13 protein-coding genes are annotated in these 14,955 nt (G+C 65.8%); 11 read left to right on the top strand and 2 right to left on the bottom strand.

What is annotated here, in order from left to right:
• The first annotated feature begins 4 nt into the window (after nucleotides 1-4).
• From acnA to tam, 4 genes are read left to right on the top strand one after another with little or no spacing between them, the layout of a single operon-like run.
• Nucleotides 5-2,635 (top strand): aconitate hydratase AcnA, encoded by a 2,631-nt coding sequence (acnA, locus tag AC1RRW_RS04230; RefSeq protein WP_492899279.1) that lies wholly within the window; start codon nucleotides 5-7, stop codon nucleotides 2,633-2,635.
• Between the two features lie 2 nt (nucleotides 2,636-2,637).
• The gene (locus AC1RRW_RS04235; RefSeq protein WP_492899280.1) at nucleotides 2,638-3,504 is read left to right on the top strand and encodes an amidohydrolase family protein; all 867 of its coding nucleotides are present in this window, start codon (nucleotides 2,638-2,640) and stop codon (nucleotides 3,502-3,504) included.
• Nucleotides 3,501-4,292, top strand: coding sequence for an MBL fold metallo-hydrolase (locus tag AC1RRW_RS04240; RefSeq protein WP_492899281.1), 792 nt, complete (start codon nucleotides 3,501-3,503; stop codon nucleotides 4,290-4,292). The genes AC1RRW_RS04235 and AC1RRW_RS04240 overlap by 4 nt, the downstream gene beginning before the upstream one ends.
• 43 nt (nucleotides 4,293-4,335) lie before the next feature.
• Nucleotides 4,336-5,124 (top strand): trans-aconitate 2-methyltransferase, encoded by a 789-nt coding sequence (gene tam, locus AC1RRW_RS04245; RefSeq protein WP_492899282.1) that lies wholly within the window; start codon nucleotides 4,336-4,338, stop codon nucleotides 5,122-5,124.
• Between the two features lie 331 nt (nucleotides 5,125-5,455).
• Here tam and AC1RRW_RS04250 read toward each other — a convergent pair whose 3' ends face one another.
• Nucleotides 5,456-5,929 (bottom strand): hypothetical protein, encoded by a 474-nt coding sequence (locus AC1RRW_RS04250; RefSeq protein ID WP_492899283.1) that lies wholly within the window; start codon nucleotides 5,927-5,929, stop codon nucleotides 5,456-5,458.
• 58 nt (nucleotides 5,930-5,987) lie between these two features.
• Between AC1RRW_RS04250 and AC1RRW_RS04255 the strand changes: the two genes are divergently transcribed.
• Nucleotides 5,988-6,809, top strand: a complete 822-nt coding sequence (locus AC1RRW_RS04255) for a hypothetical protein (RefSeq protein WP_492899284.1) — start codon at nucleotides 5,988-5,990, stop codon at nucleotides 6,807-6,809.
• A 43-nt stretch (nucleotides 6,810-6,852) separates the two neighbouring features.
• On the opposite strand, the gene AC1RRW_RS04260 is transcribed toward AC1RRW_RS04255, so the two are convergent.
• Nucleotides 6,853-7,551, bottom strand: a complete 699-nt coding sequence (locus AC1RRW_RS04260; protein ID WP_492899285.1) for a hypothetical protein — start codon at nucleotides 7,549-7,551, stop codon at nucleotides 6,853-6,855.
• 246 nt (nucleotides 7,552-7,797) lie between these two features.
• Between AC1RRW_RS04260 and AC1RRW_RS04265 the strand changes: the two genes are divergently transcribed.
• From AC1RRW_RS04265 to AC1RRW_RS04290, 6 genes are all read left to right on the top strand, one after another.
• Nucleotides 7,798-8,064 carry a hypothetical protein gene (locus AC1RRW_RS04265; RefSeq protein ID WP_492899286.1) on the top strand — a complete coding sequence of 89 codons (267 nt, stop codon included), beginning with the start codon at nucleotides 7,798-7,800 and terminating at the stop codon, nucleotides 8,062-8,064.
• Nucleotides 8,065-12,237 carry a MobF family relaxase gene (gene mobF / locus AC1RRW_RS04270; protein WP_492899287.1) on the top strand — a complete coding sequence of 1,391 codons (4,173 nt, stop codon included), beginning with the start codon at nucleotides 8,065-8,067 and terminating at the stop codon, nucleotides 12,235-12,237.
• Between the two features lie 217 nt (nucleotides 12,238-12,454).
• The gene (locus tag AC1RRW_RS04275) at nucleotides 12,455-12,877 is read left to right on the top strand and encodes a LexA family protein (RefSeq protein ID WP_492899288.1); all 423 of its coding nucleotides are present in this window, start codon (nucleotides 12,455-12,457) and stop codon (nucleotides 12,875-12,877) included.
• On the top strand, nucleotides 12,874-14,154 hold the full coding sequence (locus AC1RRW_RS04280; RefSeq protein ID WP_492899289.1) for a Y-family DNA polymerase: 1,281 nt from the start codon (nucleotides 12,874-12,876) through the stop codon (nucleotides 14,152-14,154). The genes AC1RRW_RS04275 and AC1RRW_RS04280 overlap by 4 nt, the downstream gene beginning before the upstream one ends.
• Nucleotides 14,154-14,444 carry a hypothetical protein gene (locus AC1RRW_RS04285; protein WP_492899290.1) on the top strand — a complete coding sequence of 97 codons (291 nt, stop codon included), beginning with the start codon at nucleotides 14,154-14,156 and terminating at the stop codon, nucleotides 14,442-14,444. Before AC1RRW_RS04280 ends, AC1RRW_RS04285 begins: the two co-directional genes overlap by 1 nt.
• Complete coding sequence (locus tag AC1RRW_RS04290) at nucleotides 14,441-14,761, top strand: hypothetical protein (protein ID WP_492899291.1); 321 nt, start codon at nucleotides 14,441-14,443, stop codon at nucleotides 14,759-14,761. The genes AC1RRW_RS04285 and AC1RRW_RS04290 overlap by 4 nt, the downstream gene beginning before the upstream one ends.
• Nucleotides 14,762-14,955: the final 194 nt, after the last annotated feature.

Consider the following 14,955-nt stretch of genomic DNA (forward strand, 5'->3'; position numbering starts at 1 on the left):
CGACGTGGAATACGAAGACGGAACTCAACACTGGGCGCCTTTCGAGGTTGGAGGTCAGAGCATCCTCCACCTCGATTGCGCATCGCTGCTCGGCCCGGACTACCGCAGGCTGCCGCACGTGCTGCGCATCCTGTTCGAGAACGCCATGCGGACGGCACCGGCGGCGGAAACGCGACACCTGCCGGAAGTCTTCCGGGAATGGCTGGCCGACGGCACGAGCCTCGCCGAGATCCCGTTCCTGCCGAACCGCATCATGATGCACGACACGACCTGCGGCCCTGCCCTGGTCGACATCGCCGCCATGCGCGACGTCCTGAGCGAGCACGGCCGTGACCCCGATCTGCTGATGCCCCGGATCCCGGTCGACGTCTCGACCGATCATTCCTCGGGCGTCGATTTCTTCGGCCGCGCCGACGCCTTCCAGCGCAATTTGGAGAAGGAGTTCGGGCGCAACGCAGAGCGCTACCGGCTGATGAAATGGGCATCCGCGGCGATGCCGGGGATCCGGGTCCACCCGCCCGGGTCCGGCATCATGCACACGATCAACCTCGAGCGCCTGTCGCGCGTGGTCGTCCGGGGAACCCGTGACGGCAGGCATTACGCCTTTCCCGACGCGCTGATCGGGACCGACAGCCATACTCCGACCGTCAATGGCCTCGGCGTGCTCGGCTGGGGCGTCGGCGGGCTCGAGGCCGAGGGCGCCCTGTTCGGCGTCCCCGTGGTACTGCGCATCCCCGACGTGATCGGCGTGCGGCTGACCGGACGGCTGCGCAGTGGCGCGATGGCCACCGACCTCGCGCTGGAGGTCACGCGCGCGCTACGCGAGATCGGCGTGACCGGCGATTTCGTCGAGTTCCACGGCCCCGGCGTCGCCACGCTCTCCGTCGGCGAGCGGGCAGCGATCGCCAACATGGCGCCGGAATACGGCGCCTCGACAGGCTATTTTCCGATCGACGCGGCCTCGCTGGCCTACCTCGCCAAGATCGGCCGCTCCGAAGCCGATTGCGCACTGGTCGATGCCTACGCCAAGGCCGCGGGGCTTTGGTTCGATCCCGATGCCGCGATCCGCTTCACCCGGAGCATCACGATCGACCTCGACGTCATCGGGGCGAGCGTCGCCGGGCCTCGTCGTCCCCAGGACCGCCACCCGGCGGGCGACACTCGCGCCTGCTTCACGCCGCCGTTGGTTACGGGCGACGCTTCTGTCCCGGACGGCGCGGTCGTCATCGCCGCCATCACGAGTTGCACCAACACCTCCGATGCCAGCATGCTCGCGGCGGCAGGCGTGCTCGCTCGCAAGGCGCGGGCGCTGGGGCTCCGACCCAAGGCTTACGTCAAAACCTCGCTGGCGCCTGGGTCGCCGACGGCCGAGCGCTTCCTGCGTCGGGCCGGGTTGATGGCGGACCTCGAGGCGCTCGGCTTCGGCATCGTCGGCTACGGCTGCACCACCTGCATCGGCAATTCCGGCGCCCTGCCCGAGATGGTCCGCAACGAACTCGGGCGTCCCGGCTTTCGACCGGTCGCTGTGCTCTCCGGCAACCGGAACTTCCCGGGGCGTGTCCATCCCGACCTCGAATACGGCTTCCTGGCCTCGCCCCCGCTCGTGATCGCCTTCGCCTTGGCCGGGACGGCCGACATCGACATCACCCGCGAACCGATCGGCGTCGCGGCGGATGGACAGCCGGTCATGCTGCGCGACATCTGGCCGACCGGTTTGGAGATCGACGAGGCGGTCGCAGGCGGCTGGGACGTCGGGGATTTCGATGTTGCCTATCGCGAGGCCGCGACACGCCCACTCTGGGTCGACCTCGACGCCCCAAAGGGGCCGCGCTTCCCTTGGGATCAGGCCTCGACCTATCTGCGTCGACCGCCTTTTGTACGGCCGGCCGAATTGCCGCCGTCCCAAGGATCCGCCCGCGCGCTGCTCGTGCTCGGCGACGACGTTACGACCGACCACATCTCGCCGGCCAACCAGATCCGCCCGGACAGCGCTGCCGGTCGCCACATCGTCGAGCGCGGTGGCGATCCCGCCGATCTCAATGTCTATGCCTCGCGGCGCGGCAATTTCGAGGTGATGGTACGCGGTGCCTTCACCAACCGCCTCGCGATCAACCGGCTCGTCCTGGAGGCACCTGCCGGGATGACACGACACGAACCTTCGGGCGACGTGGTAACGCTGACCGAAGCCGCCGAGCGCTATCACCGCGAGGGGACGGCGCTGCTGCTCTTCGCCGGGGAGCGTTACGGCATGGGTTCGTCGCGCGACTGGGCCGCGAAGGCCGTCGCCCTGCTCGGCGTGCGCGCGGTCATCGCCTCGAGTATCGAGCGCATCCACCGCACGAACCTGATCGGTATGGGCGTGCTGCCGCTCCTGCTGCCGGAGGGAACCAGTCCCGGGTCGCTCGATCTGGCGTCAACGGATGCTTTCGAGATCGACCTGTCCCCGGAGGGACTGGCGCCGCGCTGCGACGTGCCGTTCGCCATCGTGAAGGCCGACGGCCGTAGGCAGCATCTGGTCCTGCGGGCGGGGATCGAAACCTCGCTCGAGGTCACCCTACTCAAATCCGGCGGGTTGATCCCGCACGTGCTGTCGGGCCTGTTGGAGGCACCGGAGTTGGCGAAGGGAGCGGCATGATCATGGCGACGGCGCTGCCGGAGGGGGTCTGCGACTGCCACGTCCACGTCTTCGGGCCGCCGGAGCGCTACCCCTTCGCCTCGGATCGGGTCTACACCCCAGGCGAGGCGGACGAGGAGATGCTGCTCGCCCTGCATCGTCGTCTCGGAATCGACCGCGTCGTGCTGATCCAGCCCAGCCCCTACGGTTTCGACAACGCGTGCATGCTGGCCGCCCTCACCCGCCTGGGCGAGCGGGCCCGGGCCGTAGCGGTCGCGTCCGGGGATGCTCCGGAGCCTGAGCTGATCGCGATGAAGGCGGCGGGTGTCTCCGGCCTGCGGCTCAACGTCGATACCGGGGGCGTAATCGAGCCGGAATCAGTATGGGCAGCGCTGGTAGCCGACTCCGAGCGCTGCGCTCGCCTGGGATGGCACACTCAGATCCTGACGCGCCTGTCGGTGATCGAGGCGCTGGAGTCCCGCATCGCCACCCTCCCCGCGCCCCTCGTAATCGACCATTTTGGGCGCCCGGATATCGACGGCCCCATCGATCAATCCGGCTTCCCGGCGCTGCTGCGGCTGCTCGGCACGGGCAACGTGTGGGTCAAGCTCTCGTCGATCGGGCGCCTGTGCGCGTCACGGCCGCAGGACAGAATCGCGCCCTTCGTGCGCGCCTTGGTCGAGACGCGTCCCGATCGCCTCGTCTGGGGATCGGACTGGCCGCATACCGGCGACGGGCGCGACAAGCGCTCGATCGACGAGATCGAGCCGTTCTCCGAGATCGACGACGCGGCCTCGCTGGCGGCCCTGTCGCACGCAATCGGCGATCAGGCTACGCTTCACCGCATCCTCGTTGCCAATCCGGCGCGGCTTTATGGATTCGAGCGATGACCAGGCCATTCGATACCCCGCCCGAGCTGGCGGAATCCAACCTCGACCTCGTCATCTGCGGCTTCCCGGGCAAGTCCGCCTGTCATGGCGGTCTGGGCTGGAGCACGGTGGCCATCCTGCGCTCGGGGGATCGCATCGCCCTGGTCGACGCCGGCAATTTCGGCATGCGCAAGCTCATCATAGAGCAGCTCGGCCAGCGTGGCTTGAAGCCCGCCCAGGTCACCGACCTGCTGCTGACGCACTCGCATTACGACCACTCGGTCAACTGGACGCTGTTCCGGGACGCGCGGATCATGGTCGGCGCCGTCGAGCTTGACTGGGCGCTCGACGAACCCTGGGGCGAGACCCCGGTCCCGGAACTCTACGTGCGCGCGCTCAACGATTGGCCGACCTGCGAGAAGGTCGCCGACGGCGCCGAGGTGTTCCCGGGCATGACCGCGCATCTGGCTCCCGGCCATACGCCGGGTTGCCTGATTTTCCATTGGCGGACACCGAAGCGCGACATCATCTTCACCGGGGATGCCGCCAAGAACCGGGCGGAGCTGGTCTCCGGCGACACCGACATGACCTACGACGCCGCGATCAGTCGCGCTTCGATCGAGATGATCCGGCAGCGCTGGCGAGCCCGTCCCGGCACCGTCGTCGTTCCAGGCCACGATCTGCCGATGGTTCTCGTCGACGGCAAGCCGCAATACCTCGGCAAGCGCAAGGCCTCGATCCGGGCCTGGTTCGGCGACGACATGACGACGCTGACCGAGCTGGATCTGGCGGCCACCGGAACCGGCTGATCCCCACAATCCGACACCTGCCACAGAACGACGGACCGACACGATGACCGCGCGCGCCGACTGGAATGCCGACCTCTATCTCCGGTTCGAGGACGAGCGCACCAGGCCTTCCATCGACCTGATCCACAGGGTGCGGCTCGATGCGCCGTTGCGCTGCATCGATCTCGGTTGCGGCCCTGGCAACAGCACCGAGCTCGTCGCCGCGCGCTTCCCGGGAGCCGTCACGGTTGGTCTGGATTCGTCGCCGGACATGATCGAGAAAGCCCGCAAGCGCCTCCCGAAGCTCGAATTCGAGCTCGCGGATCTCGAGAGCTGGTCGGCCGCCGAGCCCTACGACCTGATCTTCGCCAACGCCGTTCTGCAATGGATCCCGGATCATGCCGTGCTGTTCGCGCGGCTGGCGGGCTGCCTCGCGCCCGGTGGCGTCCTTGCCGTTCAGATGCCGAACAACCTTTCGGAGCCATCGCATGTCTCGATGGCCGAGGTCGCGGCCGACGAACCGTGGGCGGAGCGGCTGGCGGAGGCGGCCAAGGCCAAGGCGCCGATCGGCTCATTCTCCGATTACCGCCGCTGGCTCGCGGAGGCGGACTGCACCACCGATCTCTGGCAGACCACGTACGTTCATGCGTTGGCGAGCCACCAAGCCATCGTCGACTGGTTCATGAGTACAGGGCTTAAGCCCTACATCGATCCGCTGCCCGAGGCGGAGCGTGCCCTCTTTCTTGAACGCTACCGCGCGAGGATCGCGGACGCCTACCCGGCGGAACCCGACGGGCGCGTGTTGCTGCGTTTCCCGCGGCTGTTTATTATTGCGACCCGAGGGCCACATTGAGCTTAGTGGCTCCAATTAATCCGCAGGATTGGACTGCGTTCGCCTCGGTCCGGCCGGGTCGCATCCGCCGTCGTGGGCAGTCGAACTTTGACGACGCATGCGGGATCGAGACAACAATTCTCACGATCTGGCCTGCGGGATCGCAGGTCCGAAGGATGCGACGTCAGGCGCGGATTCTGGTCTCGGCTCCAGACCGGCGGGACGGCGACATCGCGACAATCGGCGCTCGGGCGTGGTCGAAATGCCCACCCACGATCGAACCAATCACAGGAACGGTGACTTTCACGGTCGTCGCGAGCGGATTTGCGGCACTCATTGGCACTCCTCCACGCTACTGCTTGATCCGGTCAGCAAAACCCGATGCGGGCGCTTTTCGACCTTGATAAGCGTCGGCGTCAGCTTGGGCTTCGGCTTCCGCCCGCGTTTTGGCATCGATTCGCTGGCGCTTCGCAGCATCATCGAGCTCTCTCACTAATTTCATGACCGAGCCTATAGTAATGCTGCCTTCCCGAATCCCATCGAACAACGCGATCGCATCCTTGCTCGAGGTCACCGCGTTGATCGCTACCGCATAGATCCCTGCAGCGTCAGGCGTTAGAAACACGCGGCCCTGGTGCGAAAAAATCCGCAGCAGCTCGACTGCAACCTCGGAGTTCCGGCGTCCTATCGCGGCGTCGCTCAGCCTGTACTGATGCGGATCGCCGGTCTCGGGATCCTCGAGTTCCTTGCGCCGGTCACTGTTGGGCTTCGCGAGACCGAGACCCCAGCGATCGGCGTCGTCGCTGGTGGAGGAATGGTCGCTCATGTTACGCGCTCCTATTGTTGGTCCGCAGGCGGCGGGCTCGCTTAGAGGGATGCTTGAAGTGGCACGGGCAGCAGCGAAGCGGCCGCTGGTGGCGACGGCTGACGATTGGTATGTGCTCGCCACGCGGGTGATCGCTGAGATCGACGCCACCCAGCATGGCGATCGCGAGAGCATTTACCGGCGCATCGCCAGCGAGATGGGCGTCAGTATTCATGTTCCGCGCCGGCTGGCTCGCGCCCATCGGTTTCTCACCGAGGCCGAGAACTGGAACCAGGGCGATCTTCCAAACAGGCTGCGCACCCAGCCCCTCACTTGCGTCAGCGTGCTGGCCCGCTGGGCGAACTACGGTCCGGACCGCGCCATGCGCGCCGCAAGGAAGCTGGTCGCTGGAGAGCTGAACCTCGCCAGCCTGACGGCCGCGGAAGAGACGGACCGGCGAACAGGCGAACGGGTCATGGCCGCCACCGACCGGGCCTGGCAGAGCTATGCCTCGACCAAGGCCGCCGAACTCGTCACCTCGCTCTTCCCAGGAGCGCAACTGGCCTGGGCGGGACGCGGCTGGGGACCTCCCGGATCGCGCTTCGACCGGCCGCCGGGCGCTCTCGCCCGCCTCGACCATCTGCCGATCCTGCATCTGGTTTTCTCGCGGCGCGAATGCACCATGCTGCTGGTGTCCATCCTTTCGCACCAGGCCGAGCGGCCCCGGACTGCGACCCTGATCGCACAGACCATCCTGACGCTCGCCGGCTACGCCCGGCTCGGCTTCGACGCACTCCTGCTCTGCGGGCTGTCCGAGGACCTCGAGGTCGCGAACCGCGTGCTCGACCAGATCGGTCCACCGGCGGCCGACGTCAAGGCGCGGCTGATCGAGCTCGGCTGATCCGGCTTCATAGGCGTGCGCGCCTCGACATGGCGACCGGTGTTCAGCTGTCATCGCGTGAACCATCGCCACCGGGCAGGTTCCGCCAGTCCGTGGCTCGCGCATCAGGCTGAGAAGCTCGGCCGTCGCCTTCCTCCTGGTCGTCCTTACGACTGTCGGAATCCTCCTCCGCCATCTCAGCGGTCTCAGGTTCCGGCGACTGGCTCGACTCATCGAGCCCGCCTTCATCATCGTCGTTATCGGTCGGATCAACTTCGGCGTTCGTCCTGAACGCCTGATCCTGAGGCCTATCCCCGGACTCATTCGCAGGAGGAGTTTCCTCTTCGCCGCGCTCCCCCTCAGGGACTGCGTAAGAGCCGAGCCCGTTCTGACCGGTCGCTTCGCCACTCGACGATGCGGCATCCTTAGCGGCTGCCCCCTTCCCGGATGTCTTCCGGCTGAAGCGAAGAATACCCTGCTCTACCCTGCGGCGGATCTCGACGAGCATGGCCTCGAACTCGTTCGCCTGCTCGTCGGCGCCGGGCTCGCCCTTCGCGCGCAGGTTATCCCTCAAATCATTCTTCATCGCCTCGATCGCGCCCGGCCGCAGAACGATATCCCGCAACTCCATACCCGCCTCATCGATCATCGCGCGCAGCCCGATCCTGACCGCTTGACGCTTCCGCGCCTGCTCGAGAACCGACCGAAACGCCGGCCCGTTGACTGACAGCTCCTCAGGCTTGCGCACCTGCTTCCCACTCATCGCAACCTCCTGCTCAACACCACACACGGCGAATCAGACCACCTGCTCGCTCGTCAACTTGGCCGCAATCGAGCTTGCGAGTCAAACACGGCTCCGCTATCAGGTTGAGCAACTATCCAGCTGGGCCACGATACGCTGAGCACCCTTTCGGTGCGGAACAGGGATCAAGCAGCTGAAGCCATTGAGGTTTTCCTGCCTATGACAAAACCCCGCTCAAGATCGTCGCTCAGCACGGACGTTGATCCTTTGCTGCTGGAACGGACGCAGGCTCAGGCGAAGCGCGAAGGCATCGGCCTTCGAATGGTCGTCGAGAAAGCCCTCGCGCTCTACCTCAGCAGCGACGGCCTGCCGCCAGCGATCGGCTCGTCATTCGAACGGATGCAAACTGACGTTGCGATGCTCGCTGCGCAAATCGAACCGATCGCGGCCTTCCTCGCGACCATCCGATACCGCGACGGAGCCGGCCCTCGCCGCCAAACCATGGCGCGGCATGGCGACGATGAGGTGTTCTGAATGGTCCTACACGTCTCGCCGGTGCACGCGATCGAATACTACGACACCCTCGCAGGGGATGTGGGCCGCCTCGTCGACAGGGCGAAGCGCACACTGATCCGCGGGCGGAGAGCTCGCGAGACCCGGCGTGACGGGCTCGGCTACTATGATCATGGCGTTGAAGAGGGGGTTGGGACCTTCCAAAGGCTGTGCCGTGGCGACCGCGATCCGCGCAGCCTCTTCGCCGGACTGGACACGGGAACGGTGGCGGAGACGACCATCATCCGCCGGATCGCTGACCGTCGTCACCCCAGAACCGGCCGAAAGCTGCGGCTACGACATCAGAAGCGATGGCTGAAGGCCGTTCAAAAACATGCCCAACAGGTCGTCGGTCATGACATCCAGATCAACGCACCAAAGTACGTGAGCGTTCTCTGGGCCCTCGCCTCCTCGCCCTTGCGCGCGCTCCTCGCCGCCGCCCATCACCGCGCCGTCGTAAGAGCCCTGGCCTTCATCCGCGAGAATGGGCTGATCGAGTCTCGCTCCGGGCAGGACGGATTGAGGCGCGAACCGGTCGCAGATGCCCTGATCGCCGGCTACTTCCACACCTTGAGCCGCGCGAACGATCCGCATCTGCATACCCATTGCTTGGCGATGAACCTCTGCCGCCGCACTGACGGGTCGATCGGAACGGTCGATACCAGCCGGATCGTCGCCTTTGGCAGCGCCATGACCGAACTCTACCGGGCCGAGCTCGCCGCCATCCTCCACCGCGAACTCGGTCTCGAGGTCAAGAAGGAAGAGCATGGCTTCAGCCTGCCAGCGATTCCGGAAGCTGTCGTGACACTGTTCTCGAAGCGCCGGCGCGCGATCCAGGAAGAGGCAGAAGCGCGCGGCTTCGAGCCGGGTAAGGACCGCAAGGCGGCCCAGAAAGTCAGCTACGACACCCGCCGATCGAAGGCGAAAGGGATCACAGCCGATGGCCTGCGTGCCGGATGGAAGCAGGAAGCTCGCCAGATCGGGCATGATCCTGACAGCTTCATGTCGCCAATCGAGGCGGCCGTCTTGCGCCATACGTCCTCGCCGACCAGACCCGATCCGCTGGCGAGCCACGATCCCGATCGCCTGCTCGAGACGGCTTTCGCCCGCGATGCCAGGCTCAGCTGGCCAAACCTGCTTGCCCATGTCGCACGCCAGGTTCAGATCGCGGCCAATGCCGACGAGGCGATCGCCATGGCCGAGGCGCTTCGCACGCGGCTGATCGCTTTACCTGACCATGACCATGGCGAGCCGGTCTACACCTCTGCCGCCATCGTCAGGGCCGAGCACGACCTGCTGAAGCGAGCCGTCGAGGGTCGCTCACGTTGGACGAAGCTGACAGCTCCACAGGTCGAAGCGGCGCTGAAGGCCTTTCCGACGCTATCGAACGAACAGCATGTTGCGGTCAGGCATGCGCTCAACCGGGATCGAGTCTGCGTCGTCAACGGCTCGGCCGGATCCGGCAAGAGCTTCATGTCCTTCTCGATCGCACGTGTCGCTGAGCATCATGGACTGCGAGTCATCGGCACATCGGCCGCCTGGACCGCTGCTCAGGTCCTGCGGCGAGAGGCCAGCCTCTCCACCGACAATACCTTCTCGCTCGCCAAGCTGATGGCTGAGATAGGCAAGGGCCGTCTCCTCCTGAACGAGCATACCGTCATCATCGTTGACGAAGCCGGCATGGCGCCCCTCGCCGTCATCGCCGATCTCGTCAGGATGGCCAGTGAGGCGAAAGCTAAGATCGTGCTGGTTGGTGACGTCCGGCAGTTGCAGCCGGTCGCATCCGGCGCACCGATGCGGGCACTCGCCTCAGAACTCGGCTTCGCCGAGATGATCTCTATCCGCCGGCAGCGCCACGACTGGATGCGCGAAGCCTCGGTCGAACTTGCGGCGCATCGTCCCGATCAAGCCGTCGATGCCTACGACAAGGCCGGCTGCGTTGCCGTTCATGTCGACCGGGAAGGCACGCTCGATGCCGCTGCGGACGACTATGTGCGACAGGCTGCCGACGACACTGCGGCTGACGCGCTCGGTCTGCATTTACTGATCACGTCTCGCAACCGCGATGTCGCCGCACTCAACGAACGCGTTCGCGAACGGCTCCAGGCCACTGGCCAGCTCGGCCCCGATCTCGTGCACGTGAAGGCATTGCCGCGCGGCAAGCGCGAGGGCAGCGAGCCGGTCACAATCCCACTCGCCGTAGGCGACCGCATCGTCTTCGGCGCCCGCCTCGAGCTGCGCGCGCGCACCATCTTCAACTCCGACGTCGCGCGCATCATGGCGATCGACTCCGACTCCATCGACCCGCGCCTGACATTCGTGCTTGATCGCGGAGACGACGATGGGCAGCCCCTCTCCTTCATGGTGCGGTACAGCGAGCTCGTCTCGCGCTTCAGCAAAGCCGGCGTGCCCGAGTTGCAGCATGCTTATGCGATGACAGTTCACGGATCGCAGGGTGCGACAGTCGAGCGATCCGTGCTCGTCGACGTCGAGGGCTTAAGCGCCGAGGCGTCCTATGTCGGGATGACCCGACATCGTGATCGCCTGTCCATCCACCTCAGCGCGGAGAAGAGCCTGTCGCGCCGCCGCCGCGAGGTCTTACGTGTCTCGAAGCGCAACGAACTTGTCGACGATGGAGCGCCGGATCGGGCGACTGTGATGCTGACCAAGGAGGAGCGCGATGCCGCCATCGCGCTCGCCAAGGCCCGCATGCGCCGCCCTCAGACCGATCCGAACCCGTCGTTCCATATCTTCGACAAAGCGGCCTGGCTCGCCTCGAACGATCCCGTCGAGGAATTCCAGCGGCAAATCACGCGTCGCGGCCGCCGTGGCGGCATCGGTCCCGTGATGCCTAGAGCCCCGGAAATCGTTGCGTCAGGTGATGCGACAGTTCTCTCCAAGGCGGAAATGGCTCGCCTTGATGCGATCCCGCTCACCTCAGAGCCAGTCCTGAAGGCATTCCAGCTGAGCGCCGTTGCGCCTTCCCGCCTGCATCATGATGGCGCCGGCATCACCATCACGCTTACTGGAAACCTCCCCGACTGGTCGGCCGATCAGCGACAGGCGCTCGCCCGATGCCGTGCCATGCAGGATCACCCGATCGTGCAGATGGCGATCCTGCTCCTGCAGAAGCCCCTGCGGTGGGCGCGAGCGTGGGTGCGGCGCAGCTTCGGATTGCGCGGCCTTAATCCCCTCGCCGCTGCGGCTCACGCCAGGGATCGCCGCGTCCGCGAGCATCAGGACACGATCGAGGGCGAAGCACCCAGGCGCTCGCCGCCGTGGGCGACCACGCCCGAGATCGACGACCGGGAGATGCGGCGGCAGCGCCGGCTTCAACGCTGGCGGACGATGGCGGCGGCCGACGCCCAGCAGGCTGCTGAGCACGCGGCCGGAGTCGAAAATCAGGAACGCGCCGCAAGGCGCTTGCGCCGGTTTGAACAATGGGCTGCGAGGGATGCCGAGGCCGCGCGGCACTCCCCCTCGTCACCTGTGCCGGAACAGTCTCCTGAAACTGTTGCGGCTACCGAGCTCGCTCCGCCGCCTCTCGATCGACATCAGGCCGACAGCGTGGTCAAAGTGGAGTCTAGCACCACGCCCAGCCCGTACACCTCTCTCACAACGCCGGCGCAAGATGAGGCCCGCAGCAGCGCTGATGGTCGCCCCTCACGCTCGCCGCAATTGGCGCCTGACGACGCGCACACTCCGACCGCTCCCCGCCAAACCGCCTCAGACGAGACAGCACCAGCGCCCGATGTGACGCCACAGCCGCGGGCCAGGCGACCGCCCCCGCGCGCTAGCACGTTCGCGGAAATGATCGCACGCGTCGAAACCAGCATGATCGCCCACGAAATTCTCCCGACACTTCCGCCTTCGCGGCAGGAGACGGGTTCTCGCCCGCTCGCCGATCGTAAGCAGCCTAGCGCGGCGGCCGGAAACGTCCCCGAAACGCATGCGCGACAGCAGACAGAGCTGACAGAGCCTTGGCAGTCGCCGGATCGCCTCCCCGAGACCATGGCTTCTGCGGACGGGAAACCACCCCAGATGCAACCGCAGTTCCCAACGGCTGTTCCACCGTTATCGCCCGGCCATTCCAAGCCGAAGAGGAAGCGCTTCTGGCCGCGTATCAGGAAGAGGCCGGACCGGGATCGCGAATGAACCGAGATGGCGTACCTCTGGTTGGTGGTTAGCTGACCAGAGCTACCACCTCCTGACATTGGTGATCACCATCGAGGGGGTTCAGCGCACGAAGCGGCTATTCTCGTCCGCTTGCGGCTCGGCACTCCGCCAAAGGCCGCGTGTGGCGAAATCCCCACCTTGACTCCGGGCAGAGAGACTGATGTTCCTATTATGTTCTCTATAGGAGCTCGTGCCGATGCACATGTCGCCCGCCTTCCTCGGCCCACCGATTTTCCTGCCGGTCTATCTGAAGGCGGTGCGGGCGGGCTTCCCGAGCCCGGCAGACGACTACCTGGACCAACCGATCGATCTGTCCCGAACGCTCATCCAGAATGCCCCGGCGACCTTCATCATGACGGTGGCCGGCGATAGCGCGATCGACGTCGGCATCTTCGACGGCAGTCTGATCACGGTCGACCGCAGCCTGGTGCCGAAGGACGGCGACGCTGTCGTGGTCGACGTCAATGGGGAGCGCAGCATCAAGGTCTTCAGGATCGTCGGAGGACGATCGAGCCTGGCGTTCGGCAACCGACGCTACCCCGAGTACGATCCCGGCCCGGATGCCGAGATCGACATCTTTGGCGTCGTGACCAACGCGGTGCGGCGCTTGCGTCGATGACCCGGTCCTTCGCCCTGATCGACGGGAACAGCTTCTACTGCTCCTGTGAGCGGGTCTTCGATCCGAAGCTGCGCCGGCGCCCGGTCATTGTGCTGTCGAACAACGACGGCTGCGCTGTTGCGCGCACGGCCGAGGCGAAGGCGCTCGGGATCAGGATGGGGGCGCCGATGTTTACGATCCGCGATCTCTGCCAGCGCGAGGGCGTAGTGGTATTCTCGTCGAACTACACGCTCTATGGCGACATGAGCCGCCGGATGAACACGGTCTATGAGCGGTTCGCTTCAGACATCGAGGTCTACTCGATCGACGAAAGCTTCCTCGACATGAGCCCGGTGGCACGCGGCCAACGCGAGGAAATGGCACGGGACCTGCGCTCGACCGTCTCGACCTGGACAGGCGTTCCCACCTGCGTCGGCATCGGTCCCACGAAGACCCTGGCCAAGCTGGCCAACAAGATTGCCAAGAGCACGCCACAGCTGCGTGGCGTCTGCGACCTCACCAATGATGAGGCCCGATCGGAATGGATGCCATTGGTCAATCTCGAAGATGTCTGGGGCATCGGCCGCGCGAGCCAGGCCAAGCTTGCCGCCTTCGGGTGTCGAACCGCCGCCGACGTCGCCGCGCTCGATCCCAAGCTCGCCCGGAAAAGCCTGACAGTCGTCGGCAAGCGCATCATCCATGAACTTCGGGGCGCGCCTTGCATCGACCTGGAGAGCGTGGCGCCAACCCGGAAGGGCTGCGCCGTCACGCGAAGCTTTGCGGGCCGCGTCGAGAGCCTGGACATGATGCAGGAAGCCATTGCCGCCCATGCGACGAGGCTCGGCGAGAAGCTGCGTCATCATGGGCTGGCGACCGATCACGTCACGGTCTTCTTCCACACGTCACCGCACGATCGTGGGCCCTCGCGCTCCGTCTCGACCACCGTCGATTTCCCCGAGGCGAGCAACGACACGCTCTCTCTTGTCCGCGCGGCCAAGTGGGGCGCAAGACGGATCTGGAAGTCCGGCTACCGCTACGCCAAGGCCGGGCTGATGACGGTCGACCTCGTGCCGCTGGAGGCCTCGCAGCGGGCATTGATTGGTGCCCTCGATCGGGAGAAGTCCGGCCGGCTGATGGAAGCCTTGGACGCCTGCAACCGGAAGCTGGGACGTGGCGTTGTCTTCCCCGCAGCGGCGGGCATCGCTCGCCAGAAGAAGGCTTGGGTCACGAAATTCGAGATGCGGTCGCCGCGGTACACGACGCGGCTGGAGGAAGTGCCCGTGATCGGAAGAGCGTGATGGGGTTCGATCATCAGATTGAGATGAAGCTTGCGGCCAAGGACGCGACCGGGCGGCTCCGGCGGATCGAAAGCTGGTGCGCAGACTGGGAGATAAGCTTTCGGGTTCTGGACCGCTTCCCGGGTTCGGAGACGATCCGCATCGCGTTCGAAGAGCAGCGTCTGGCGCGGGCCTTCATCGGCCACTTCGGCGGCGTCCTTGTCGATGACCGAGAGCTTGAGCAAGCCATGTCCCGCGACGTCGCGGACGAGGACGCCTATGAGCGGCTGGCGCGCGAGTATCCAGATTGAACGGCCGCTCCTATCCGACCACGCCCGATGGCCGTTACTTCCTGGTCGCAGGGCGGCTGTGGCGGTCCACAAACCCAGCCATTCCTGAGGAGCGTCGTCATCGGCTCGTCGCCGAACTGATGGATGCTCGTAGGTCCGTGAAAGAGGCCAAGCGGGGCAAGGGCGACATTCGCGCCGCGCGACAAGCTGTCGACGCGGCCAAGGTCGCCTTGGGCGAGCGCGGTCCGGTCTGGTGGGACGACGGCGCGCCTGATCTCAACCGACATCTGGCCAAGAACACGTCCTACGCAGAGTGGGCGACCTCACTGAAGTCCTGATCTACCATTCGCTTTCGGGCCGCCCGATCTTGGAATGCCCGGGAACCAAACCGGTTCGGTCGGCGACCTGTCGGGCGACCCGGCTCCATAGCCTCGCGGTGGGAACGTCGCCGCGCTCGCGGGCAAGACGCGCAACTTGACGTGCTGTGTAATAGCCAGTTCCTCCTTCCGCATCGACCAACCGGGTTGCCTCG

The organism is Allobosea sp. GW821-FHT12C12 (genome assembly GCF_058807355.1).